This window comes from Aurantivibrio plasticivorans, assembly GCF_055392955.1.
Map to the genome: position 1 here is coordinate 1,443,541 of NZ_AP036020.1, position 25,044 is coordinate 1,468,584.

The 25,044-nt window shown below is 46.7% G+C and carries 20 protein-coding genes and 1 other RNA gene; 20 read left to right on the top strand and 1 reads right to left on the bottom strand.

The window, feature by feature from the left end; all coding sequences use genetic code 11:
- The first annotated feature begins 91 nt into the window (after positions 1-91).
- The gene (locus ACZ5NB_RS06460; RefSeq protein WP_460232213.1) at positions 92-2,128 is read left to right on the top strand and encodes a TonB-dependent receptor family protein; all 2,037 of its coding nucleotides are present in this window, start codon (positions 92-94) and stop codon (positions 2,126-2,128) included.
- Between the two features lie 73 nt (positions 2,129-2,201).
- On the opposite strand, the gene ACZ5NB_RS06465 is transcribed toward ACZ5NB_RS06460, so the two are convergent.
- Complete coding sequence (locus tag ACZ5NB_RS06465; RefSeq protein ID WP_460232214.1) at positions 2,202-3,221, bottom strand: hypothetical protein; 1,020 nt, start codon at positions 3,219-3,221, stop codon at positions 2,202-2,204.
- A gap of 292 nt (positions 3,222-3,513) precedes the next feature.
- On the opposite strand from ACZ5NB_RS06465, the gene ACZ5NB_RS06470 reads away from it, so the two are divergent.
- From ACZ5NB_RS06470 to ACZ5NB_RS06560, 19 genes are all read left to right on the top strand, one after another.
- Positions 3,514-4,485 (top strand): alpha/beta fold hydrolase, encoded by a 972-nt coding sequence (locus ACZ5NB_RS06470; RefSeq protein WP_460232215.1) that lies wholly within the window; start codon positions 3,514-3,516, stop codon positions 4,483-4,485.
- Positions 4,486-4,524: 39 nt separating this feature from the next.
- Positions 4,525-4,898, top strand: an RNA gene (gene rnpB / locus ACZ5NB_RS06475) — RNase P RNA component class A.
- Positions 4,899-5,435: 537 nt separating this feature from the next.
- Entirely contained in the window at positions 5,436-5,879 is a 444-nt protein-coding gene (mraZ, locus tag ACZ5NB_RS06480) for a division/cell wall cluster transcriptional repressor MraZ (RefSeq protein WP_460232216.1), read from the top strand.
- A 2-nt stretch (positions 5,880-5,881) separates the two neighbouring features.
- Positions 5,882-6,817, top strand: a complete 936-nt coding sequence (gene rsmH / locus ACZ5NB_RS06485) for a 16S rRNA (cytosine(1402)-N(4))-methyltransferase RsmH (RefSeq protein ID WP_460232217.1) — start codon at positions 5,882-5,884, stop codon at positions 6,815-6,817.
- Positions 6,818-6,840: 23 nt separating this feature from the next.
- A complete protein-coding gene (gene ftsL, locus ACZ5NB_RS06490; protein ID WP_460232218.1) occupies positions 6,841-7,131 on the top strand; it encodes a cell division protein FtsL in 291 nt (96 codons plus the stop codon).
- A 30-nt stretch (positions 7,132-7,161) separates the two neighbouring features.
- The gene (locus ACZ5NB_RS06495; RefSeq protein WP_460232219.1) at positions 7,162-9,000 is read left to right on the top strand and encodes a peptidoglycan D,D-transpeptidase FtsI family protein; all 1,839 of its coding nucleotides are present in this window, start codon (positions 7,162-7,164) and stop codon (positions 8,998-9,000) included.
- Positions 9,000-10,532, top strand: coding sequence for a UDP-N-acetylmuramoyl-L-alanyl-D-glutamate--2,6-diaminopimelate ligase (locus ACZ5NB_RS06500; RefSeq protein WP_460232983.1), 1,533 nt, complete (start codon positions 9,000-9,002; stop codon positions 10,530-10,532). The genes ACZ5NB_RS06495 and ACZ5NB_RS06500 overlap by 1 nt, the downstream gene beginning before the upstream one ends.
- On the top strand, positions 10,529-11,902 hold the full coding sequence (locus ACZ5NB_RS06505) for a UDP-N-acetylmuramoyl-tripeptide--D-alanyl-D-alanine ligase (RefSeq protein ID WP_460232220.1): 1,374 nt from the start codon (positions 10,529-10,531) through the stop codon (positions 11,900-11,902). The genes ACZ5NB_RS06500 and ACZ5NB_RS06505 overlap by 4 nt, the downstream gene beginning before the upstream one ends.
- Positions 11,902-12,984 carry a phospho-N-acetylmuramoyl-pentapeptide-transferase gene (mraY, locus tag ACZ5NB_RS06510; RefSeq protein WP_460232221.1) on the top strand — a complete coding sequence of 361 codons (1,083 nt, stop codon included), beginning with the start codon at positions 11,902-11,904 and terminating at the stop codon, positions 12,982-12,984. The genes ACZ5NB_RS06505 and mraY overlap by 1 nt, the downstream gene beginning before the upstream one ends.
- Before the next feature lie 28 nt (positions 12,985-13,012).
- Positions 13,013-14,383, top strand: a complete 1,371-nt coding sequence (gene murD / locus ACZ5NB_RS06515; protein WP_460232222.1) for a UDP-N-acetylmuramoyl-L-alanine--D-glutamate ligase — start codon at positions 13,013-13,015, stop codon at positions 14,381-14,383.
- 5 nt (positions 14,384-14,388) lie between these two features.
- Entirely contained in the window at positions 14,389-15,570 is a 1,182-nt protein-coding gene (gene ftsW, locus ACZ5NB_RS06520) for a putative lipid II flippase FtsW (protein ID WP_460232223.1), read from the top strand.
- A complete protein-coding gene (gene murG / locus ACZ5NB_RS06525) occupies positions 15,570-16,649 on the top strand; it encodes an undecaprenyldiphospho-muramoylpentapeptide beta-N-acetylglucosaminyltransferase (RefSeq protein WP_460232224.1) in 1,080 nt (359 codons plus the stop codon). The genes ftsW and murG overlap by 1 nt, the downstream gene beginning before the upstream one ends.
- A gap of 1 nt (position 16,650) precedes the next feature.
- Entirely contained in the window at positions 16,651-18,063 is a 1,413-nt protein-coding gene (gene murC, locus ACZ5NB_RS06530) for a UDP-N-acetylmuramate--L-alanine ligase (protein ID WP_460232984.1), read from the top strand.
- Positions 18,064-18,093: 30 nt separating this feature from the next.
- Positions 18,094-19,038, top strand: a complete 945-nt coding sequence (locus tag ACZ5NB_RS06535) for a D-alanine--D-alanine ligase (RefSeq protein WP_460232985.1) — start codon at positions 18,094-18,096, stop codon at positions 19,036-19,038.
- Positions 19,039-19,040: 2 nt separating this feature from the next.
- Positions 19,041-19,946: a cell division protein FtsQ/DivIB gene (locus ACZ5NB_RS06540; RefSeq protein ID WP_460232225.1), complete on the top strand. Its 906-nt coding sequence runs from the start codon at positions 19,041-19,043 to the stop codon at positions 19,944-19,946.
- A 14-nt stretch (positions 19,947-19,960) separates the two neighbouring features.
- Positions 19,961-21,196 (top strand): cell division protein FtsA, encoded by a 1,236-nt coding sequence (ftsA, locus tag ACZ5NB_RS06545; protein WP_460232226.1) that lies wholly within the window; start codon positions 19,961-19,963, stop codon positions 21,194-21,196.
- Between the two features lie 59 nt (positions 21,197-21,255).
- On the top strand, positions 21,256-22,428 hold the full coding sequence (ftsZ, locus tag ACZ5NB_RS06550) for a cell division protein FtsZ (RefSeq protein ID WP_460232227.1): 1,173 nt from the start codon (positions 21,256-21,258) through the stop codon (positions 22,426-22,428).
- A 283-nt stretch (positions 22,429-22,711) separates the two neighbouring features.
- Positions 22,712-23,623, top strand: a complete 912-nt coding sequence (lpxC, locus tag ACZ5NB_RS06555; protein WP_460232228.1) for a UDP-3-O-acyl-N-acetylglucosamine deacetylase — start codon at positions 22,712-22,714, stop codon at positions 23,621-23,623.
- A 279-nt stretch (positions 23,624-23,902) separates the two neighbouring features.
- Positions 23,903-24,835, top strand: coding sequence for a M23 family metallopeptidase (locus ACZ5NB_RS06560; protein WP_460232229.1), 933 nt, complete (start codon positions 23,903-23,905; stop codon positions 24,833-24,835).
- The last annotated feature ends 209 nt before the right edge of the window (positions 24,836-25,044 follow it).

Sequence of the window (25,044 nt, forward strand, 5' to 3'; positions counted from 1 at the left end):
ACCGTCGCTAGACGCGAATCTTCTAGTCAGCGTGACTGCCTTTTTGATAAGGTGCCCCCTCTTTCATTTTCAGTGTTAATCGGGTTTCGTTATGCGCTATATAGCTCTATCTCTTTTGGTCCCTACCGCCGTCACGCTTGCTCAAGCGGGTGATGAATATGTTGATGAAGTTGTCACTGTTAGCAAAAAGTCTACCGAGCGTTTTGACACCGTTGGCAATATTGGAAAGATGGATAGAAAATCGCTTGAAATGGTTTCGGCATTGCACATTCAAGATGCGTTGTTGCGCGTACCGGGTGTGAACTTGCAGCAGGGTAACGGTAAAGAATATCTCCCGTCAGTCCGCTCGCCTGTGTTAACTGGTGCCGGAGCGTGTGGAGCGTTTTTGACTGCTCAAGATAACATACCATTGCGCGCGGCTGGTTTTTGCAATGTGAATGAGTTGTTTGAATCCTATACCGAAGTGGCTCAACAGATCGAAGTTATTCGAGGGCCTAATACAGCGCTCTACGGTTCTAATGCGTTGCATGGGGTCGTAAATGTATTAATGCCGTCAGTGGGACAAGATGACGAAATTTCTATCAAAACTGAAGCGGGGTCTAACGATTATCGCCGTAATACCTTGGATGGAAATATTGCGTTGGGTGATCACGCCATTACATCTCAGCTTACGGCGACACATGACGGCGGCTTTCGCGATGATTCCGGCTATGACGAACAAAAATTACATGTTAAGCATCAATACAGTGGTGACGTTTGGACTATTACCAGTGCATTTGCTGCGAGTAATTTGAATCAAGAAACAGCGGGTTACATTACTGGTGAAGACTCGTACAAAGATGATGATGCAATTACTACAAATGAAAATCCAGAAGCTTATCGTGACGCGAAGTCTTACCGGTTGTATTCAAGCTTTGAGCGAGCGTTGTCCGAGCATCGCAATTTGGTTATTACACCCTATGCTCGAAAAACTGAAATGGATTTTATGATGCACTTTTTACCCGGTAACCCGGTTGAAGAGAACGGTCAAAAAAGTTTAGGTGTTACCTCTCGACTTTATGATTCATCTATTGCGGATGTTGATTGGGTAGTGGGATTCGATGCAGAGATCACCGATGGTTATCTGAAGCAAACACAAGCTGCTCCGAGTTTTGCTGTTTTTCCGACGGGTCGACAATATAACTATCGCGTCGAAGCATTGCAGGCGTCACCGTATGTAGACTTGCGGTGGGCTATGACAAATCAACTTTCTCTCAATGCCGGGTTGCGATTTGAATCGATGCGCTACGACTATGACAATCGTATGCGTGACGGCAACACCCAAGCTGATGGATCTCCGTGCGCATTCCCGTGCCGCTATACTCGACCTGCGGATAGAAAAGATAGTTATAACAATTGGTCTCCCAACCTCGGTTTAAAGTACGCGCTTACCGATGACATAGTAATGTATGCCGATATCGCAAAGGGCTATCGGGCACCGCAAGCAACGGAAGTCTATCGGCTTCAAGGTGGGCAACAGGTTGCGAATATCGATTCAGAAAAGCTTGAAAGCGTTGAGCTTGGTTTAAGAGGTCGTAGCACAAAGTTTCGCTACGAAGTAAATGCGTATGCAATGGAAAAACAAAATGTCATATTCCAAGATAGCAACAGGCAAAATGTTGACAACGGTGAAACCAAACATGTTGGTTACGAATTAGAGCTGGGGGTGCAGATTGTAGAAGGGTTGGACCTTTCAGTTGCGGCAAACTACGGCGATCATTACTACAGTAAATCTATCATTGTTGGTGGGGTCGATGTAAAAAATAATCAGGTAGATACCGCGCCTAAGCGTTTTGGTAGTGCCCAGTTAAGTTGGCAAGTTGTGCCCAATTTGCGTAGTGAGCTTGAGTGGGTTCATATGGGCAGCTATTTCACTGACCCGCAAAATGATAATGACTACTCTGGCCACGATATTGCCAATATACGGGCCGAGTACCAGCCAATACCTTCATTGAATCTTGGATTACGGGTGTTGAACTTAACAGATCGGCGTTACGCTGAACGTGCAGACTTTACTGGCTTCAGTGGTGCGCGGTATTTTCCTGGGGAGCCGAGATCCTACTACGTTAGCGCAGAGTACCGCTTTTAATAGCTGCGTATACAGCGTGACACATAAAAAAACCCAGCAGAGCTGGGTTTTTTTATGTGTAGTTAAATATGATTTACATATGGTCTAGGAGAGACTTCTTAAAGTAAACAAGTTGCATCCGTGTAGGGTCAGTGCCATCAACATAGACTACGTAAGTGTCTGCGTCAGGAACATCAATTCGGAATGTGCGGTTGTTGATGTTAATAAATTGAATACCTGAGTCCATTTTTGCTTCTGTTCGGTACTGGTTATTAACAATATGCTCGAACCTTGGGCTGCCACTCACTTTACCGCCGCTCAGTTTTAGAGAGTCATATCGAACAAAACCGCCTTGATTGTTTTGTTTGTAGTCTTCTACTTTCGCAAGATACTCTTTTGCCGACGCCAGCGCATCTTGATCTGCTGCCGAAAGTCTTGCTTTAGGTTTTGGAGCGGGAACTGGTGCGGGTGCCGCAACAGCTTTAGCTGCTGGTTTCTTCGGTGGCACAATCACTTTGGGTGCGGGCTTTGGTGCTGGCTTTGCTGCAACTGGGGCCGGAGGCGCTGGAGGCACGGCTTTGCGTTGTTGCGCAGCGACTCTTTGGCGTTCCTCCTCCGCTTTCTTCTCGGCGATCCATTGTTGGTGTTTGGCGATTTGTGAGTCGGTCGCCTCAATCTTTGATTCCGCTGAAGTGATGTCTGATTGAAGAGCGTCGTAATTCGATCGAACGCGATCTAATGATCGAGACTTGCTTTCTACGCGCCGAGCCGCCATCTTGACAGAATGTGATTGAAGATTCAGTTCGCGAGAAACGTCCTCACCATTACTGCTTAAAGACTCAAGGCGCTGTAGCTCTTTTTCGTCTTGAAGCAACTGTTGCTCCGCTTGCTGAAATTCTGCTTCAGCTTCGGCAACGCGATCGGGAAGTTCGCCGATTTCGGAACGGAGTTTTTTGGCGGATGCTTCCTGTTGCGTTTTTTCTCTTTGCAGTTGGTTTAGGCGATTTTGTAGGTCGTTAACCGATTGTGCGCTACAAACACTGCTGCCTAAAAAAAGTAGTGCGAGTGTTGCAATAAAACTGACACGAATGATCTTGATATGCTGTGAGCTCATAATACAACTTCCGAAAATGAACATGTGGACTAAGGGTGTGATGGAGTTTGCATTATCCGGGTTAGCCGCTCAGCATCAATAGTAAACAGGGGCTTTCGTCGGGAAAAATGGCAAGTTGAGAGAATTCATATGCCAATACATTTGAAAACTACTTATTGTTAATGTTTAAAAACATAACGTCTATCGTAAAGTTTGAATCTCACAATTTTCTATAACTCGAAGGTAGCTCAGTTGGCGCGCTTTTAGTTGTCAAAATAGTGTAGGTGAACGACTTCTCAATTTGGGAGTTTTGATGAATCTGGCGCCAGTTGAACTGTCGATAATCAACCTGGGTGGAATGCAAATGCGTGTTGCTTCCGAAGGGACTAATCAAAAAGGCACTATCCTATTGATTCATGGTTGGCCGGAGTGTTGGTATTCATGGAGACAGCAAATCCAATATTTTGCTCAAGCAGGATATCGCGTTATTGCGCCTGACATGCCGGGCTTTGGTATGTCGCAACCCTTTACAAGTGTGGAAGATTATCACTGTGACAATGTGGCCGATGTTATTCTGGCCTTGTTGGATTTTTACCAGATTCGCAACTGCCACTTAGTCGGTCATGACTTTGGTGCATCGCATGCATGGCAACTAGCGTTACGTTTTCCTGAGATGTTTCAAACGTTAACAGCGTTAAGTGTGCCACTTCATCCTCATACCAAAGAGCCTCCAATGAGTTTATTAAGGCGTCATTATGAGGATGACTTCTACTATCAGCTCTATTTTCAGGCGCAAGGGTTGGCCGAACGAGAATTCGAAGAGAGGACGCGCGAATTACTGAAAGCACTCTACTGCTCGCCAGACACACCACGAAAGGCTCCGTTAATTACCAGCGCCAAAGCGAGTGCTGGAGGTTGGATTGATCGCCAGGGAGCCCCGCTTGAGCTGCCGAAATGGATTACGATTGCTGATATCGACTACTACGAAGCACAATACAATGCATCGGGTTTTGAGGGTGGCATTAATTATTACCGAAACATTGACCGTAACTGGGAGATGATGGCCCCCTATAAAGATGTGCAGTTAGCAATGCCTGTAATGTTTATGGCAGGTGAAAAAGACCCTGTTATTAAAGGTCGTAGTGAACAACAACTGAGCGAGATGATGTCAGGCCGTGTGCCTAATTTGTCAATTAATTTACTCCCGGACATCGGTCACTGGATTCAGCAAGAGGCAGGGGAAGAGGTGAACCTCGCTTTACTGGGCTTCTTAGAGGCTAATTAATTCTTGCGCGAATAACGTCTAGTAGGTAATCTCGCTGCCTGAGTTGGCTGGGCAGTCGCCTCTCGTTTCGCTGAGTGATTCACTTGTGTTTCGGTTGGCCACGAGCGGAGGAAAGTCCGGGCTCCATAGGGTAGAGTGCCAGGTAACACCTGGGGGGCGTGAGCCTACGGAAAGTGCAACAGAAAGTATACCGCCTACTTTTAGTGGGTAAGGGTGAAAAGGTGCGGTAAGAGCGCACCGCGCAGCTGGCAACAGGTGTGGCGATGGTAAACCCCACTCGGAGCAAGACCAAATAGGAATCCTTCGGTGCGACCCGCACTGGATTCGGGTAGGTCGCTTGAACTAAGCGGTGACGCTTAGTCTAGATGAATGATTGTCCATGACAGAACCCGGCTTATAGGCTAACTCAAAGAACTTCTAACGTGGCATCTTGATACGGCGATAAAATCTTCAAGAATGATTGCCCATGACGCTACCCCCACAGGAAAGGGGCTTACAGGCTAACTCAAAGAACTTAAAGCAGCTGGATGTTGATGCTGCGAAAGATCTTGATGAGAGGTTGCCTAAGATCCTATCCACTATCGGGTGCGCAGCTAAACCAGCTAGCTGGGCACCTTGTTTTTATCTCCTTAGGTTATAAGCGTTCCCTTCCCGGCAATAAAATAATCTTACTCTTAAAGTATTACTTTAACTTCTATCTGTACCCCTGTGTTTTTGGTCAACTTGTTCGTGGGTTGGCGCCCAATATTGCTGTGAAATAGCCCCCTTCATTTCGTGATTTACCCCGTGTTTTCAATGATTTAGCGAGCACTTGCTTGACTTTGCATCGATCCAACTTATAGTAGCAAGAAGTGGTAAAAAGTGGGAAAAAGTAGAAAATAGTAGGAAATTTTAGAAAGATGTGGCTAATCTTGGTTAAGTAGCCCATCTACCTACATTTAGGGGTAAACGTGTTTCTCGGCAGTCACAGCATCAACATGGACACAAAAGGACGTTTTGCGGTGCCAACGCGCATCCGTGAAACCCTTGCGTCTGTCTGTGAAGGGCGTGTTGTCATCACGGCGCATAATGAGGAGCGTTGTTTACTGGTTTATCCGGAGCCGCAGTGGCAGGAACTACTCCCCAAAATTGAGGCGCTACCGAACCTCAATAAAGCTGCAAGTCGCTTACAGCGTTTATTGATTGGTTATGCGTGTCCTTTAGAGATGGATGGCAATGGCCGCGTGCTGTTGCCGCAAACCTTGCGAGATTTTGCGGGGCTGGAAAAGAAACTTATGTTAGTGGGCCAAGGTAAGAAGCTTGAGTTGTGGAGTGAAGAGCACTGGAATAAGTGGCTCGAGGCTTCTGCTCAAGAGGATGAGCTCACTGACGAAATGTTGTCGCTGTCGTTGTAATCATGAGTGATTCTCCAGCGGCTCATGTCACCGTCCTGTTACATGAGGCGGTTGATGCATTGGTTATCGACCCAGATGGATTCTACATAGATGGAACCTTTGGGCGCGGTGGGCATTCGCAACTGATATTGGAGCGATTATCTCCACAGGGGCGATTGTTGGCCATCGATAAGGATCCGCAAGCTGTCGCGACAGGTCGTGAAAAGTTTGCCAGGGATGAGCGCTTTGAAATTGCGCAGGGATCGTTTACGCAGCTAGAGGAGCTGGTTGCAGAGCGTGGACGCAGTGGAGAGGTGGCCGGGGTGTTAGTTGATCTCGGTGTGTCATCTCCGCAGTTAGATGAGGCGCAGCGCGGATTTAGTTTTATGCAGGACGGTCCACTCGATATGCGAATGGATACCACACAAGGACAAAGTGCAGCTGACTGGATAAGTACCGCAAAGGACACAGAGTTAGCGAAAATATTAAAAGAATATGGTGAAGAAAAATTTGCCAAACGTATTGCCAGAGCCATCGTCACAGCACGAGAAGAAACACCTATCGTGCGCACACTTCAATTGGCGAAGATTATTGCCGACGCCCATCCCTCGTGGGAGGTCGGTAAGCATCCCGCCACACGATCATTTTTGGCAATTCGTTTATTTATAAACAAAGAGTTGGAAGATCTGCGAGATTTGCTTGAGCAGATTACGGGAGCCCTAAAACCGGGAGGCCGTTTAGTTGCGATCAGTTTCCACTCTTTGGAAGACCGCATTGTAAAACGCTTTATGCGTGACAAGGCGAAAGGCGATAACTTGCCACGTAATGTGCCTGTGCTGGAAAGTCAGCTCAATAAAACATTGCGCATCATTGGAAAGGCGACAAAACCGTCGGATCAAGAAATTGCGATAAACGTGCGTTCTCGAAGCGCCGTCATGCGAGTCGCCGAAAAACTTTAATGTAATTGCCTTGCGAGGCGAGAGTGAGTCAAACGAATACAGGTTTTGTAAAGCGAGCAATGCTCATCGCGGCCCTGTGGTTGATGCTGGTAGTTAGCGGGCTCAGTGTTGTCTATGTAACTCATGTGAGTCGTCAGCTGATGAATGAGTTGCAAGTCGCAAAGCGTGAAACTGCCGCTCTGCACACTGAGTGGGGTCAATACCTGTTAGAAAAGAGTACGTGGGCTGCATACAACCGAGTAGAAAATGTAGCGAACACTCAATTGGATATGCAGGTTCCGGCTCAAGATAAAGTGGTTGTTATTACACAATAAGTGGCGAGTTTGAAAAGCCAAAGGCAAAAAATGAAACGCACCGTTAACAAAACGCAAAAGCAGGGCTCCGTCGCAAAAACGCGACGTAGTGCAAGCCGTGCAGTGCGGACTCCAGAGCATCGTCAAGCGTTGGTCGGTTGGCGCTTTGTGGTCGCCGGTGGCGTTTTGGTGTGTCTGAGCAGTTTGTTGGTGTGGAAGGTGGCCAGCATTCAAGTGTTGCCCGAGCAGGAAAGGGGTTTTGAGTTCTTGCAGCGTTACGGTAAGTCGCAGTTTGTTCATGAAGAAACTATTCCTGCGAATCGTGGTGTGATTACCGATCGCAACGGAGAGTTGTTAGCGGTAAGTACAGAGTTGGTTTCTTTGTGCGGAAATCCAAAGCTGTTGTTAGGAAATAAAGAAGAGTGGCCACGCCTTGCGAAGTCCATGGGGATGTCGCCTGTCGAGCTGGCGGAAAAAATAGATGTTTATCGCAATAAAAGTTTTATGTACCTGCAGCGCGCAATTCCACCTGATGTTGCGCAGTCCGTACTGGATTTAAAAATTAAAGGTGTATTTCCTCGCACCGAATACCGTCGTTTTTACCCCGCTGGAGAAGTGGCGGCCCATGTCGTTGGTATCACCAATATTAACGGTGATGGCCAAGAAGGGTTGGAGTTAAGTTACAACGATTGGTTGAAAGGCCAAGAGGGTAGTAAAGAGGTTATCAAAGATGAGCTTGAGCGTGTAGTTGAAGAAGTACGCTTGGTTGAAGCAGCGAAACCCGGCAATGATTTGCAGTTGAGTATTGACTTGCGGCTTCAATACCTCGCTTACCGAGAGCTCAAAAAAGCAGTGGCTCAACACGATGCAGTATCGGGCTCTGTGGTGATGATGGATAGTCAGACGGGTGAAGTGTTGGCTATGGTCAACCAGCCATCTTATAACCCGAACAACCGCGCGCAATTAGCCGCGGCAGCGATGAAAAATCGCGCCGTCACGGATCAGTTTGAGCCCGGTTCAACCATGAAACCGTTGACAGTTTTGGCTGCGCTGGAAGAAGGGATTATTAGCCCAAGTACGCGCATCGATACGTCGCCGGGTCGAATCCATCTGCCAGGTAAAACAGTGTTTGATCCAGTAAATTATGGCGTTCTTGATGTGACTCACATTATTGCTGAGTCTAGCCAAGTGGGTATTACCAAAATTGCCATGAACCTTGACCCTCAAAATATTCGCGCAATGTTCCATCGCACAGGTCTTGGGCAGTCATCGGGTATTGGGTTTCCGGGCGAGTCTACCGGGTCGCTACCAAACCGACAGAAGTGGCATCCAGTTGAGCATGCGACTATGGCCTATGGTTATGGTCTCACAGTAACCACGTTGCAGCTCGCGCACGCGTATACGGTGTTCGCCAATGGTGGTGTGCAACGGCCGGTTTCGCTGTTGAAAGTCGATGAGCGCGATTTGGCTTCGCGCGATGCAGACCGTGTTGTCGGTCAGCGTCACAGCCAACAAGTATTGTCGATGTTGGCTGAGGTGTTAGAGCCCGGTGGAACTGGAGTGCGAGCTCGATTGGCATCATACAGTGCCGGCGGAAAAACAGGTACCGCACACAAAGCCGCGTCTGGTGGTTATCTGGATGAGGCGAAATTTTCTGTATTTGCTGGCGTTGCTCCTCTAAATAATCCTCGAATTGTGATTGGCATCATGATCAATGAGCCGCGCCGTGGGTTGGATGGTGGCGGTGAAGTGGCTGCGCCTATTTTTGCTGGTATTGCCGAAGAGGCTTTGCGTGTTTTGCAAACGGCACCGGATAAACTCGCCCCGAACATGTACACATCAATTGCGAAAGCAGGTGGCAGTGGTCAGTTGCAAGGAGCCTCATTGTGATGAGTGCAAACCAGCAATCATATGGTGTGCGTTTGTCGGATCTGTTACCGGATATCTGGTTGCCGGGTGAGGTTGGCGATGTGTTCGTCACTGGTGTGCAAAGTGATCACCGTTTACTGCAAAAAGGCGATGTCTTTATTGCTCAAGTTGGCGCTAGTGTCGATGCTCGGCAATTCATCGGCGCAGCACTACGTGCTGGTGCCGCTGCAATTATCAAAGAACTGTCAAACGAAGATGACGGTATTTCTTGGCATTCCAATGTTCCGGTTATTCCTGTTAAGAAACTTGATCAAATCGTTAGCGCTATAGCTTCACGTTTTTACGCTGAGCCGTCTCACTCGGTCCGTTGTATCGCTGTTACTGGGACTAATGGTAAGACAACGGTTGCTTACTTGTTTTCTCAGCTGGTAGCAAAACTTGAGCAACAGTGCGGTTTAATGGGCACCCTAGGGAATGGCATCGTTAGTGCTGACAGTGAAAATAATAGTTCGAGTTCGCTAACATCTACTGGATTAACAACTGCCGGCCCAGTAGCTGTTCAGGCAACGCTGGGTTCTTTCGCTGCGAAAGGCGTAGCGCGTTGTGTTATGGAGGTCTCTTCCCATAGCTTGCACCAGTCTCGAGTTGCTGCGGTCGATTTTAAAACAGCAATATTGACCAACTTAAGTCGTGATCACCTCGATTATCATGGATCGATGGAAAACTACGCGGAGGCTAAGGCTAAGCTTTTTCATTTTTCGTCGTTAGAGCATGCGATAGTCAACATTGATGATGAATTTGGGTGTGAATTAACGCAAAGGCTGGCTGCTGGTAAGGTAGTTACCTACAGCACATCCAATGAGAAAGCGGCCGTATATTGCAGAGACGTTTCATTTTCTGCTGAAGGCGTCGATGCCTGGGTTGTAACGCCATGGGGCGAAGGTAAGTTATCGGCTTCTCTGCTCGGAGAATTTAATTTAAGTAATCTACTTGCGGTGATTGCTGCGGCAAGTCTTGAAGGTTTTGATCTGCAAGATATTTTAACGAACATCGCTTTAGTCAGCCCAGCGACGGGTCGAATGGAAGTTGTTTCTATGTCGATGCGGCCATTGGTTGTGGTTGATTATGCACACACCCCTGATGGTCTATCAAAGGCATTAGGAACACTCAAGCCTCAGTGTGAAAAAACCTTGTGGTGTGTGTTTGGTTGCGGTGGCGATCGAGACCGAGGAAAGCGCGCGCAAATGGCGAGTATCGCTGAACAGCTAGCGGATTGTGTTGTGGTCACGAGTGATAACCCGCGCACCGAGCCACAAGAGGCTATTGAAAAAGATATTCGGCTGGGTTTTCAACAGCTAGACAATGTGGTCTTCGAGCGCGACCGTGCGAAAGCGATCAAGTATGCAATCCTGCATGCGGCGGATGAGGATATTATTTTGATTGCGGGTAAAGGGCATGAAACCTACCAGCAAATCGGCGTCGAGAAATTGCCATTTAGTGATGTTGGTCATGCCCGGCTTGCATTACAGCAGCGCATGGAGATCTCTTCATGATGCGTAGCTTTTCATTGATCGATATTGCGACCGCAACACGTGGACGCTTAACTCAAAATTCGTCTGTTGAGATTAAAAGAGTTAGTACGGATACGCGGTCAGTGCGAGAAGGTGATTTGTTTGTCGCTTTGCGTGGAGAAAACTTTGATGCCCATGACTTTGTTGGCGAAGCAGAAAGAAAAGGTGCGGCAGCGGTTGTAGTCAGCAATGAGCTGGATTTGGGTATCCCTCAGGTTGTTGTTATCGATACGACAGAAGCATTAGGCAATATTGCACATGCAAACCGTCTTTTTTTCAATAAACCACTTATTGGCATCACTGGCTCTTGTGGTAAAACTTCAGTGAAATCCCTGCTAACTGATATTTTGTCTGGTTGCGGCCGCGTTCTCGCCACCAAAGGGAATTTCAATAACCATATTGGCGTACCGCTCACGTTGTTCGACCTTCAGCCTGAACATGATTTTGCTGTTATTGAAATGGGTGCCAGTGGTCCAAACGAGATAGGTTATTTAGCGGGCATTGCTAAACCGACCATTGGCCTCATTACTAATGCGCTGCGTGCTCATGTTGAAGGGTTTGGTGGAATTGAAGGGGTCGCCAAAGCGAAAGGACAGATGTACAGCTCGCTCGATGATGCGGATATTGCGGTACTCAATAAAGATGACCCGGCCTATGTTCAGTGGTGTGAGCTAGTGGGGGACCGCCGCTCATTGACGTTTAGTTTGGAAGATGATCAGGCCGACTTTTATGCGACCAATCTTGCTGTCACAGAGCGCGGACAGGAATTCGACTTGTGCAGCAATGGAGAAGTTCATTCAATAACGTTGCAGCTATTAGGTTCTCATAATGTCGCAAATGCCTTAGCTGCATCAGCATGTGCTTATGCGGCGGGTGCGGACTTGCTCACGATCAAAACCGGGCTAGAAAGTAGCGAAGCTGTAGCAGGTCGGATGCAGGTGTTGGATGGTGTTCATGGGGCCGCGATTATTGATGATAGCTACAACGCAAATCCAGATTCTGTGCGTGCAGCGATCAACGCCTTGGCGCAACGAGCTGGCCGTACTGTTTTCGTACTGGGTGATCTAGCAGAGTTAGGAAGCGAAACCAAGCCGCTGCATGCAGAATTAGGACAGTATGCGAAAGAGCAAGGTGTTTCAAATTTGCTAACAGTTGGTGAGCTTACTGCATCAGCGTCCAATGCCTTTGGTGTGAATTCTGAACATTTCAGTGATCAAGCTGAATTGATTGCTAGATTAAAAAGTATTCTTGGAAAACAAACCGAAGAATCAACAACAGTGTTAGTGAAAGGCTCGCGTGTTTCCCATATGGAAAGAGTGGTCACGGCTTTGCTTAGAGATGGGGAAGAATAATGCTTTTATTATTGGCTGAATATTTACAGCAGTATGTAAGCGGCTTTGCCGTTTTTCAATATCTCACGCTTCGCGGGATTTTGGGAATATTGACGGCACTCGGTATATCGCTGTTACTTGGTCCCTGGATGATTCGCAAGTTAAATATTCTGCAGATCGGGCAATCGGTCCGTGATGACGGTCCCCAGTCGCATTTATCAAAGTCTGGCACACCAACCATGGGTGGGACTTTGATCCTGGCAGCAATTTTCATCAGTGCTCTGTTATGGTCAGACTTATCAAACCGTTATGTGTTAGTGGTGATTGGCGTAACATTTATTTTTGCAGCAGTAGGTTTTGTTGATGACTACCGCAAGGTGGTTGAAAAGAATTCGAAAGGCTTATCGGCCTTTTGGAAATATTTCTGGCAATCCTTGGGCGGCCTTGGTGCCGCCGCCTTTTTATTCTGGTCGGCTGAATCGAGCGTGGAAACGACGCTGTTTCTCCCGTTTTTAAAAAATGTCGCCATCGACTTAGGATGGTTCTATATCATTTTCACTTACTTCGTTGTTGTTGGCTCAAGTAACGCAGTGAACTTAACCGATGGCTTAGATGGCTTGGCGATCATGCCTTGCGTTATGGTAGGGAGTGCACTTGGCATCATCGCCTACTTGGTTGGGCATACTGAATTCTCAGGGTATTTAAATATCCCCTATGTTTCAGGAACGGGTGAGTTGGTGGTTTTTTGTGGGGCCTTAGCGGGTGCCGGTTTGGGCTTTCTATGGTTTAACACCTATCCAGCACAAGTGTTTATGGGTGATGTAGGAGCGCTTGCCCTGGGTGCAGCGCTTGGGATTATCGCTGTCATTATTCGCCACGAAATCATATTTTTTATCATGAGTGGTGTATTTGTAATGGAGACCGTTTCAGTCATTTTGCAAGTCGGTTCATACAAATTAACAGGCCGACGAATTTTTAGAATGGCTCCGCTGCATCATCACTATGAGTTGAAAGGGTGGCCTGAGCCGCGAGTGATTGTACGATTTTGGATTATTAACGTTATGTTGGTGTTGTTTGGGCTAGCAACGCTCAAGCTTCGTTAAGTTTTAGTTGATTGGAAGGAATGTCGGGTTGTCTCAGCTAATTGCCACTAATCATCAAACCATTGTCATTGGTATAGGCGCTACCGGTTTTTCGGTTGTGCGTCATTTACTTAGTCGTGGTAAAAGCGTGGTTGCAGTAGACACAAGAACGGCGCCAGCAAATGAGCAAGTGTTTCGTCATGAGTTTCCACAGGTTTCTTTAGTATTGGGCGATCTTGATACCGAATTTTTGAAAGAAGCAGCGTTAATAGTAGTTAGCCCGGGCGTATCCCTAAAAGAGCCTGCAATTCAAGCTGCCATTGACGCCGGCGTGCGAGTTATCGGTGATATTCAATTATTTATCGAAGCAGTTACAGCGCCAATCATCGCAATCACTGGTTCGAATGCCAAGAGCACAGTCACTACATTAGTTGGTGAAATGATAGAGGCTGACGGTAAGCGGGCATCAGTCGCGGGCAATATCGGAACACCGGTATTAGACCTCTTATCCGATTTAAGCGGGGGGCAAGAGCCGGACTTTTATGTGCTAGAGCTTTCTTCGTTTCAGCTTGAAACCGTAGAACAGCCGAACGCTGACGTCGCATGTCTCCTGAATGTCTCGGCAGATCATATGGATCGATATGCGACGATGGCTGAATATCATGCCGCTAAGCAACGCATATTTTTTGGTGCTAAAACGGTAGTTATTAATCGAGATGATGCGTTAACTTCGACACCGCTTCGAAAAAATATGGCTAGCGTGAGCTTTGGTTTGGGGGTGCCTGACCTAAAAGATTTTGGTGTTATTGAAGATCAAGCTCAGCTGTACCTTGCGAAAGGCTTGCAAAAAATCATGCTGTCGAGTCAAGTTCGAATTGCAGGTAAGCACAACCTGGCGAATGCCCTGGCGGCGTTAGCAATTGGTGATGCAATTGGTTTAACCGTAGACGCTATGGTTAAGGCCTTGTGTGAATTTAAGGGCTTAAAGCATCGATGTGAATGGGTTGCTAACTATCAGGGTGTTGATTTTATCAATGACTCAAAAGGTACCAACGTTGGTGCAACTCTCGCTGCGTTAGAGGGATTAGATCGGTCGCCCCAAAATAAAATCGTGCTTATCGCCGGGGGCGATGGTAAGGGTGCTGATTTCTCTGGGTTGAAGACTGTTTTGCAAAATACAGTACGTTACATGATTTGCTTTGGTAAAGATGCACAGTTGCTCTTCGATCAAGCAACACAAGTTAATGTGCCTGCGGAGCAAGTTGATACATTAAAAATTGCAGTTTCGGTAGCGGTTAAGCACGCTATTGTAGGTGATGTGGTGTTGTTGTCCCCTGCTTGCGCTAGCCTCGACATGTTTAAAAACTATGAAGAGCGTGGCGATAAATTTGCTGAGATAGTTAAGGGGTTTGCGGCGTGATGGGTGTGGCAGTAACTAAATTTGAGATGCCCCGCATCACGATGCCTGCCTATCGCGATCTCGATTGGCTACTGATTGGCGCTGTTGTTGCTTTGATGACGGTGGGAATATTGATGGTGGCTTCCGCGTCCATGAGCTTATCTGAAGTACGTACAGGTAATCCGTGGAGTATGGCTGCTAAGCACGGTGTATTTTTAGTTGTTGGTTTACTGGCTGCAACGGCTATTTCGATGATACCTGTATCCGCTTGGCAATCTTATGGGTGGCTGCTTTTGGTGCTGACAATTGCTGTTTTGCTGATGGTATTAATTCCTGGTGTTGGTCGTCGTGTTAATGGTGCTCAACGGTGGCTAAATGCAGGCCCGTTTACCGTCCAGGCGTCTGAACTTGCGAAATTGATGATGATAATGTTCTTCGCGAGTTACCTCGCTCGTCGGCATGATGAGCTCAAAACGACTTGGGCTGGTGTTGTAAAACCGCTGGCCGTCGTATGTGTTGTCGTTCTTTTGCTATTGCTAGAACCCGATTTTGGTGGCGCTGTCGTTATCGCCGGGACGGTTGTTGCGATGATGTTTTTCGCCGGTATGAAGTTGTGGCAGTTCTTCAGTCTTATGGCTTTAGGCGGGTCTGGACTACTCGTTATTGCGATCTTGTCGCCGTACCGTTTACAACGTCTAGTGACTTTTTTGGACCCTTGGGCTGATCAATTTAATAGTGGTTACCAGCTGACACAGTCGTTGATCGCTTTTGGTCAGGGCCAGTGGTTTGGTGTTGGTTTGGGGCGAAGCGTACAAAAGTTATTTTATTTGCCGGATGCTCACACGGATTTCATTTTCGCCATCATTGGTGAGGAACTCGGGTTGTTTGGTGCTGTGTTCGTTATAGCGCTTTTTGGCTTGGTAGTGTTTCGAATTTTAATGTTGTCGCGCCGTGCGATGCGTCAGAACAACGTATTTGTCAGTTTGGCAGCTTTTGGCATCGCAATTTTATTTGCGGGTCAGTCATTCATTAATATGGGTGTAGCATCGAGCTTGCTGCCCACTAAAGGGTTGACGTTGCCGTTTATCAGTTACGGTAACAACAGTGTGATCGTTAGTTGCATGTTAATTGGTATTGTTTTGCGCATGGACTGGGAAATGTTAACTCAGCCGGTCAAAGATGTGTCGACCAAACGAGCAGCTCAATAATGTCGAAGAGTGAAATACGGGTGTTGATCATGGCAGGTGGTACAGGCGGACACGTCTTTCCAGCATTGGCCGTAGCCGATGAGCTCCGTGGTCGCGGTATTGCAGTCGAGTGGCTCGGCACCGAAAAAGGTATTGAAGCGCGGATTGTGCCGTCGGCAAACATAACGCTGAATGTGATTGATATTGTTGGCTTGCGCGGAAAAAGCATCGTTACCTGGTTAAAAATGCCTTTTCTATTAACGCGAGCAATTTGGCAAGCATTGAAAGTGGTCAAGCAATTTTCACCACAGGTTGTCATTGGTATGGGTGGTTTTGCGTCTGGGCCTGGCGCATTGGCGGCAAAATTGATGGGTATTCCATTGGTTATTCACGAACAAAATGCCGTAGCTGGTACTACTAATCGTTGGTTGAGTAAATTGACGAATGAGGTGCTTTCGGCTTTTCCTGGTGTGTTACCCAAAGCGCAATGTGTTGGTAACCCCATTCGGTCAGCGATAGTGGAAAGTCAATCACCTGATCAAAGGCAGCTTGGCAGGCGTCAACCTAAACGATTACTCGTGTTAGGTGGCAGCTTGGGCGCAAAAAAAATCAATCAGTTAGTGCCCGAAATGATTGCCAAGATGCCAGTGGCAGAGCGACCCGATATTCGGCATCAGACCGGTGGATTGACGTTTGAAGAAACCCAGTCGTTGTACAACAAGAAAGGTGTTGTGGCTGATGTCAGTGCTTTCATTGATGACATGTCTGACGCCTATCAGTGGGCCGATTTGGTGATTTGCAGGGCTGGTGCATTAACGGTTTCCGAAATTAGCGCAGTGGGAGTAGCAGCGATTTTTATCCCGTTCCCTTACGCCATTGATGATCATCAAACGAAAAACGCTGAGTGGCTGGTGAGTGAAGGCGCTGCGTTAATGGCGCAAGAGAAAGCACTTGATGCACAAACTTTATTTGATTTGGCTAAACCGCTGCTAAGCGACTCAGAAAAATTACGTAACTTAGCGAATCGAGCTCGGAAAGTTGCGAAACCTCGCGCTACACAAGATGTAGCCGATATTTGTTTGGAGAAAGCCCGTGGCTGACATGATTGTCTCGCAAGTTCCTGAAATGCGACGTATTCGCCGTATTCATTTTATCGGCATTGGCGGCGCGGGAATGAGCGGTATTGCCGAAGTATTGTGTAATCAAGGCTATGATATTTCGGGCTCGGATTTGAAAGCATCAAACACCACTGATCGTTTGGTGGCGATGGGTGCTCAACTGTTTTTTGGACACAAGGTCGAAAACGTCGCTGGCGTCGATGTAGTAGTTGTCTCTTCTGCGGTTGATGAAAGCAATCCAGAAATTGTGGCAGCACGTGAAGGCCGCATTCCAGTTGTTCGTCGTGCAGAAATGTTGGGCGAGTTAATGCGCTATCGGCATGGCATCGCGGTCGCTGGTACGCACGGTAAAACAACCACGACTAGTTTATTAGCGAGCATTTTTGGTGCTGCAGAACGCGATCCAACTTTTGTCATCGGCGGGTTACTCAATAGCGCGGGTACAAATGCAAAACTTGGCGCGAGCCGTTATTTAATTGCCGAAGCAGATGAAAGTGATGCGTCCTTTCTACACCTGCAACCAGTTGTCGCTATCGTTACCAACATTGATGCTGATCACATGGATACCTACGGCGGTGACTTTTCGCAACTTGTGAATACATTTGTGAGTTTTTTGCACAATCTGCCTTTTTATGGTCTGGCCGTTTTATGTGGTGATGAGCCTGTCGTGCGGAGTTTAGTTGACGATTTGGGCCGGCCTGTTTTGACTTATGGGTTTGGAGACGACTGTGACTTCCAAGCTTATGATGTGCAACAGGATGCGTTGCGTATTCGTTTTAAAGTGAAGCGCCCCGGTATTGTTGATCCGTTAGAGATTTCTTTGAACATGCCTGGTGAACACAATGTATTAAACGCAACCGCAGCTATTGCAGTGGCGACTGATGAAGGCATCGATGATCACGCAATACAATCAGGCTTATCCAATTTTTCCGGCGTAGGTCGACGTTTTCAAGTCTACGGTGAATACCCAGTTGGTGAAGGGCTCGCGATGTTAGTTGATGACTATGGTCATCACCCTCGAGAAGTTGCCGTTACTATCGAAGCCGTTCGAAAAAGTTGGCCTGATCGTCGATTGGTAATGATTTTTCAACCGCATCGTTATAGCCGTACACGAGACCTGTATGAAGACTTTGTTGATGTTCTGTCGAAAGTTGATGTATTGGTCATGTTAGAAGTGTATTCGGCAGGAGAACAACCGGTACCAGGCGCTGATAGTCGTCATCTTTGTCGCAGTATTCGCAATAGAGGTTTAGTCGACCCAATTTTTGTTGAAGGTATCGACGGAGTTCCAGATGTGATTCGCGACATCGTCGAAGCCGACGATATTGTTATTACGCAGGGTGCAGGTAATGTGAATGCACTAGCAATGGATTTGGCAAAGCGTCAATTAAGTTAGTTTTATCCAGAGAGCAATACTGTGAGTGAAATAGAGTTTTACACATTGCCGATTTCAGTCGATCAGCGCGAAACGCTGGGGCGAGTGGGTGTGTTGTTTGGTGGAAATTCCGCTGAGCGTGAAATTTCGCTGCAATCAGGTGCTGCCGTACTAAATGCCTTACAAGCTGCAGGCGTCAACGCCGTGCCTGTTGAGGTGAATAACAATGCTGTCGACCAAATTCGAGAAGCCAACATCGATCGAGCTTTTATCGCGTTACATGGCGTTGGTGGTGAAGATGGCCGCATTCAAAGTTTGTTAAGTTTTTTCTCAATTCCATTTACGGGCAGTGGTGTCCAAGCATCAGCCATCGCGATGGACAAACTGCTGAGTAAGCAGTTGTGGCGTGGTGTTGGCTTGTCAACGCCTAATTTTTCAGTATTAAACGATGACAGCGACTGGTCGGTGGAAATTGAGCAGCTTGGTGGTAGCGCAATGGTAAAACCATCCCACGAAGGTTCAAGTTTAGGTATGTCCTTTGTTCAGAGTGCGCAAGAGCTTGAAAACGCATACCAAACAGCGAAGCAGTACGATACAAGCGTAATCGCAGAGCAATTTATTATTGGTGCTGAATATACAGTCGCCATCTTGAATGGGATCGCACTACCGCCTATTAAACTAGAGACCGACCATACATTTTATGATTATGATGCAAAGTATCTAGCAAACGATACTCGCTATGTTTGTCCTTGTGGTCTGGATTCTGAGCAAGAAGAAAGTTTAAAAAGCTTGGCGGTTAGTGCATATCAGAGTGTTAATTGTAGCGGTTGGGCGCGGGTTGATGTGATGGCCGATAGAAATGGTAATTTCTATTTGCTTGAAATAAATACAGTGCCTGGCATGACGAGCCATAGTTTGGTACCAATGGCGGCGAAACAAGCAGGTCTAAGCTTCGAGCAATTGGTATTAAATATTTTAGCGGGCGCGAGAGCTTAGCCATGATTGATCTCAAGAACCGTGGCATGAAAAACCAAAGCGCTAAAAAGGCGCGGTTACCTGTAAAGCGTAAAGAGATAAAAAAGTGGAGCGATGGCCTACAAGCTAGAAAAAGCAATCGGCGCTCTGATTTGGGAAAGAGCAGTCTTTCAATGCTTGCAGGCTCGATCTCAAAGTGGTTTGTGAGAGGTGGCTTGTTAGCGATTGGTGGCGGGTTAGTGTTTGGTGCCGTATACCTGGGTCACGGTTTGTATGATCAGGCCAGAGCCCGCCCGCTCAACAATATTGGTATTGAAGGTTCATTTAACTATGTGAGCAAACAAGATATTTCTGATCTAGTATCGCCATTTGTTGTAGAAGGGTTTTTGAAGGCGCCTATTAGTGACATTAAATCGCGTTTGGAAAATGAACCTTGGATTGAAACAGCTTTAGTCAGTCGCCGTTGGCCAGATACGTTGTACATTTCGGTTATTGAGCAACAACCAATTGCTCGCTGGTCGGATTACGGATTTGTGAATCACCATGGGGACGTAATTAATATTGGCCGAAATGAATTTTTAGTTGATTTGCCACTACTTCAAGGTGGTGAAGAGTTGTCTTTAAAGATGATGAATGATTATCAACAGTTAACGCAGCAATTGCGACCGTACAAGTTAGCTATACGTGAACTTCTATGTGATGACTTAATGTCTTGGCGAGTAGTTTTAAGTAATGGTATTGAGATTACATTGGGACGTGACGAAATCATGGAAAAAATGCGACGTTTTTTGCTGGTGTATAACACCTCATTAAGAGCACAAGTAGAGAATATTGCTAGCATTGATTTGCGTTATGGCAATGGTGTGGCAGTGAAATGGAAACTCGAAGCGGCTGTGGAGGCGGAAGCTACCCACAGTGGCCAAGTATAAAACGGGGTTAAAAGATGGCCAGTTCAAACGATAGCCGAATGATCGTTGGCTTGGATATAGGAACATCCAAGGTGGTAGCCATAGTGGGTGAAATAACAAGTGATGGTGAGATCGAAATAGTCGGTATTGGATCCCATCGTTCAAACGGCCTTAAAAAAGGCGTTGTTGTGAATATCGAATCAACGGTTCAATCTATCCAGCGTGCTGTGGAAGAGGCAGAGCTAATGGCGGGTTGCCAAATTCATTCAGTTTATGCGGGTATTGCAGGTAGTCACATACGAAGCTTGAACTCACACGGAATTGTTGCAATAAAAGATCGCGAAGTATTTGCGCAAGATGTTGATCGAGTGATAGATGCAGCTCAAGCGGTAGCAATTCCAGCAGATCAAAAAATTCTGCACATTTTGCCTCAAGAATATTTAATAGATGATCAGGAAGGCGTTAAAGAACCTCTAGGTATGTCAGGTGTACGCTTAGAAGCAAAAGTACACTTAGTGACTTGCGCGGTAAACGCGGCCCAAAATATTGAAAAATGCATTCGAAAATGTGGACTGGAAGTCGATGACATCATTTTGGAGCAGCTGGCGTCCAGTTATTCGGTTCTGACAGAAGACGAAAAAGAGCTTGGCGTTTGTTTAGTGGATATCGGTGGAGGTACAACCGATATCGCGATTTTTACCGAAGGTGCTATTCGTCATACCGGTGTAATTCCCATCGCGGGGGATCAAGTAACAAACGATATTGCAATGGCGCTACGTACGCCTACACCTTATGCAGAAGAAATTAAAATTAAGTATGCGTGTGCGTTAGCGAAACTTACGGGTGCAGATGAAACAATTAAAGTGCCTAGCGTGGGTGATCGCCCGCCTAGAGATTTGTCTCGACAAGCATTGGCTGAGGTTGTCGAGCCTCGATACGATGAGCTATTTACCTTAATACAAGCTGAGTTACGTCGCAGTGGCTTTGAAGATTTATTAGCGGCTGGCGTTGTTCTAACTGGTGGCACGTCGAAGATGGAAGGTGTAGTCGAATTGGCAGAGGAAATTTTTCATATGCCTGTTCGTTTGGGTGCGCCCACGAATGTCAGTGGTTTGAAAGATATAGTTGATAACCCAATTTATTCAACCGGAGTTGGCTTGCTTAATTACGGGTTGGCTCAGCAAGGAGATACACATGGAGGGAATCCCAAACGTCGTAGAGATGAATCGTGGTGGGCCAAGGTGCGATCTTGGTATCAATCAAATTTTTAATATTAATTCTATTTTCTTAAATTTAATTTTTAGTTGCGGGTCTAAAAAAGGGGTTAGTTATGTTCCAGTTAGTTGATAACGTACCACAAAATGCAGTAATCAAAGTCATTGGTGTCGGCGGTGGCGGTGGCAACGCCGTCCGTCACATGATTGACAATAATGTTGAAGGCGTAGATTTTATTTGCGCAAACACTGACGCTCAAGCGCTCAAAGATATGAAGGCGCGAACTGTTCTACAATTGGGCAACAATATGACCAAGGGTCTTGGTGCCGGTGCGAATCCTGAGATTGGTCGTCAAGCCGCGATGGAAGATCGTGAGCGTATCGCTGAATCTCTGCAAGGTGCTGACATGGTTTTTATCACCGCTGGTATGGGTGGTGGTACAGGTACAGGTGGCACACCTGTTGTTGCTGAAGTTGCGCGTGAACTTGGAATTCTGACCGTAGCGGTAGTTACGAGACCATTTTCATTCGAAGGGAAAAAACGAATGAAAATTGCTGAGGAAGGCATTCACGATCTGAAAGATAGAGTTGACTCTTTAATTACAATCCCAAATGAAAAATTGTTGGCCGTTTTGGGCAAACAAACATCGTTGTTGGACGCTTTCAAGTCTGCAAATGATGTACTGCTGGGTGCGGTACAAGGTATCGCTGACTTAATTATTCGTCCTGGAATGATTAACGTGGATTTCGCTGATGTTCGTACGGTGATGTCAGAGATGGGTATGGCGATGATGGGCACTGGTCGAGCTGTTGGTGAAAACCGCGCTCGGGAAGCGGCTGAAGCGGCAATTCACAGCCCACTGCTTGAAGATATCAATTTACAAGGTGCTCGTGGCATTTTGGTTAATATTACGGCAGGTATGGATTTGTCGCTGGGTGAATTTGCTGAAGTTGGTGACACAATTGAAGAGTTTGCTTCGAGTGACGCGACCGTAGTTGTCGGAACTGTTATCGATCCTGAGATGTCTGATGAGTTGCGCGTGACTGTGGTTGCTACCGGTTTGGGCCGTGATTCAGTCGAAGTCGAGCCGCCAAAAACACAAACTAAGGTCGTCGTAGACAATACAGCTCGAGCGACTCAGCCTGATTACGCGAATTTAGACCGTCCAACGGTTATGCGAGCTAAGGCTGCAGCGAGCGCAGCGCGGCCTCAGGCAGAAGCGAAAATCGACGACAGCGAGATGGAATATCTAGATATTCCAGCATTCTTGCGCCGCCAAGCGGATTAATCGCTGTATTGGGTTGTTGTTACCTGTTTGTTTGATAGTGGTAGTTAGTGAAAGAGGGCCGAGCACATTTTAAGAGGTGGTGTTTGGCTCATTCCTTCAACTTTATAAAGAGGATAGACTCGCGCGGCTTTAATTCTACGGCGAAAATGTTGCAATTTGGTTATCAAAGAGTACAGTTCGCAAAGAAAATGTTATTCAGTCCTACGACTTAAGTATTGGTGCTCGAATTCATTTCTGGTAGTATTCCGGCCCTTCTTCTCCTATCCGGTGAAAATTTGTACACATGATTAAACAACGCACACTAAAAAACGAAATTCGCGCCACTGGCGTTGGGCTTCACACCGGACAAAAAGTGTTACTGACACTTAAACCCGCACCTGTCGACACGGGCATTGTGTTTCGTCGTGTTGACCTTGATCCGGTCGTTGAAATCCAAGCTACAGCGGCAAATGTTGGTGACACAACTCTTTCTACCTCTTTGATGTCCGGCGATGTAAGGGTATCAACTGTTGAGCATTTGTTGTCAGCCATGGCTGGCCTTGGTATTGACAACGTCATCGTTGAAGTTAATGCGTCTGAAGTACCTATTATGGACGGTTCTGCAGGGCCATTCGTATTTTTGATCCAGTCTGCCGGGGTCGCCGAGCAAAATGCGGCTAAGAAGTTTATTCGTATTAAGAAACCAGTCACTGTTGAAGAAGGCGACAAGAAAGCTAGCTTTTTACCGTTTGATGGTTTTAAGGTGTCTTTTTCAATTGATTTCGATCATCCAGTGTTCCGCGATCGCGTCAACGCTGCCGAGGTCGATTTTTCCAGTACCTCGTTTGTCAAAGAAGTGAGTCGTGCTCGTACTTTTGGTTTTATGCACGAGTTTGAGTACCTTCGCTCGAAGGGACTTGCGAAAGGCGGTAGCCCCGATAACGCAATCGTAGTGGATGAATACCGTATCCTGAATGAAGATGGCTTACGCTATCAGGACGAATTTGTAAAACATAAAGTTCTTGATGCAATTGGAGATCTTTATTTGTTGGGTAATAGCCTAATTGGAGAGTTTAAAGCCCATAAATCGGGCCATGCTCTCAATAATCGATCTCTCCGAGAGCTTATTCGCCGGGAAGATGCGTGGGAAGTAGTCACTTTCGAGGAAGAAAGTGCGGCGCCAATCTCCTATATGAAACCGATACTCGCGGTCTAATAACGCCCACTTATCCAGATCTTAAGTAATTCCTCAAGTAATTGATGGTAATTGCTTGTTTTCTATGCCATATTTTTACTAGGACGGTGCAATTCAAGCAGCAAAAGAGCTGCTTGTAATGGCGCCTTTTGTCTATTCCTCGGCTTTTAATCGCCTGAGGTTCTGATAAGCTTGGACGCTTATTACAATCCGCATGTGCTAGATCAATCGTGAGTGAGAAGTTGTTTGGTAGATTGTGCGAGATTAGATAAACCCCCAAATAGCTTCTAGTATCAAAGTATGAAAGTCATTCTGGTCAGTAAACGCAACGGCAGAACTCGCAGCTTTACGCTAAGTGGGTGGACGCGTGGTGTGTTGTCATTGTGTGTTCTAGGCACGTTGACTGGCTTTGGTTATATGGTTTCCGTCCAATATGATCGCAATGACAATACCGATCTATTTTCTGAAGAGTCTACCCGCGCCTGGAACGAGGCAATAGAAGAGCAACAACAGCAAGTTATTGAGACTCGTCGCCAAGCGGAAGAGCGGATTGCTGCTCTCACGCTTCGTCTTGCAGAGCTTCAAGCTCGTCTCGTTCGACTCGATGCACTCGGTGAGCGACTTACCACCATTGCAAAGCTGGACCAAGGTGAGTTTGACTTTAGTCAACCGCCGGCACTGGGTGGTCCCGAGACTGCTGAACTAGGGGATGCCTACCAAGCTCCTGATTTTGTTGATGTTATCGATGGTCTCACTGCTCAAATCGAAGACCGCGAACTCCAACTTGAAACTCTTGAGGCGCTTCTAGCTAAACAAAAAATCCAGAGCGATATATTTATCGCGGGTCGGCCGGTTAAAAAAGGTTGGATGTCTTCCCGATTTGGACGTCGAACTGATCCGTTTAACGGTCATATAGCTTGGCACAATGGTGTCGACTTTGCCGGTAAACTGAATTCAGATGTTATATCAGTTGCTGCTGGTGTTGTTACTTGGTCTTCGGAGCGCAGTGGTTACGGCCAAATGGTTGAAATTAACCACGGTGCTGGCTTCTCTACTCGCTATGCACACAATACAGAAAACCTTGTTCGTGTTGGTGATGTGGTTAAAAAAGGCCAAGTCATCGCTAAGATGGGCTCCAGTGGCCGGTCTACAGGCCCTCATGTTCATTTTGAAGTCTATAAGCATGGTCGACCAGTCGATCCCGCAACCTATATTCACCGCGCTGCGCGCTGATTTCCCTTCTCGACATTCCTTTATTCAACTCTAACGTGGAATATGGCTAGCTGATTAGCTTGAGTCGCTGTGCTTTGAGCTGATGTTGCTGTTTTGCAATGTGTCCACGTCGATTTACTCATAATTCTAACTAGCGAGCCTGTGCCAGCTGTAGTAGATTGTGCAGCCTTTATGAGCAAGTGCTTCGCGGCAAATATAACCATTAGGAT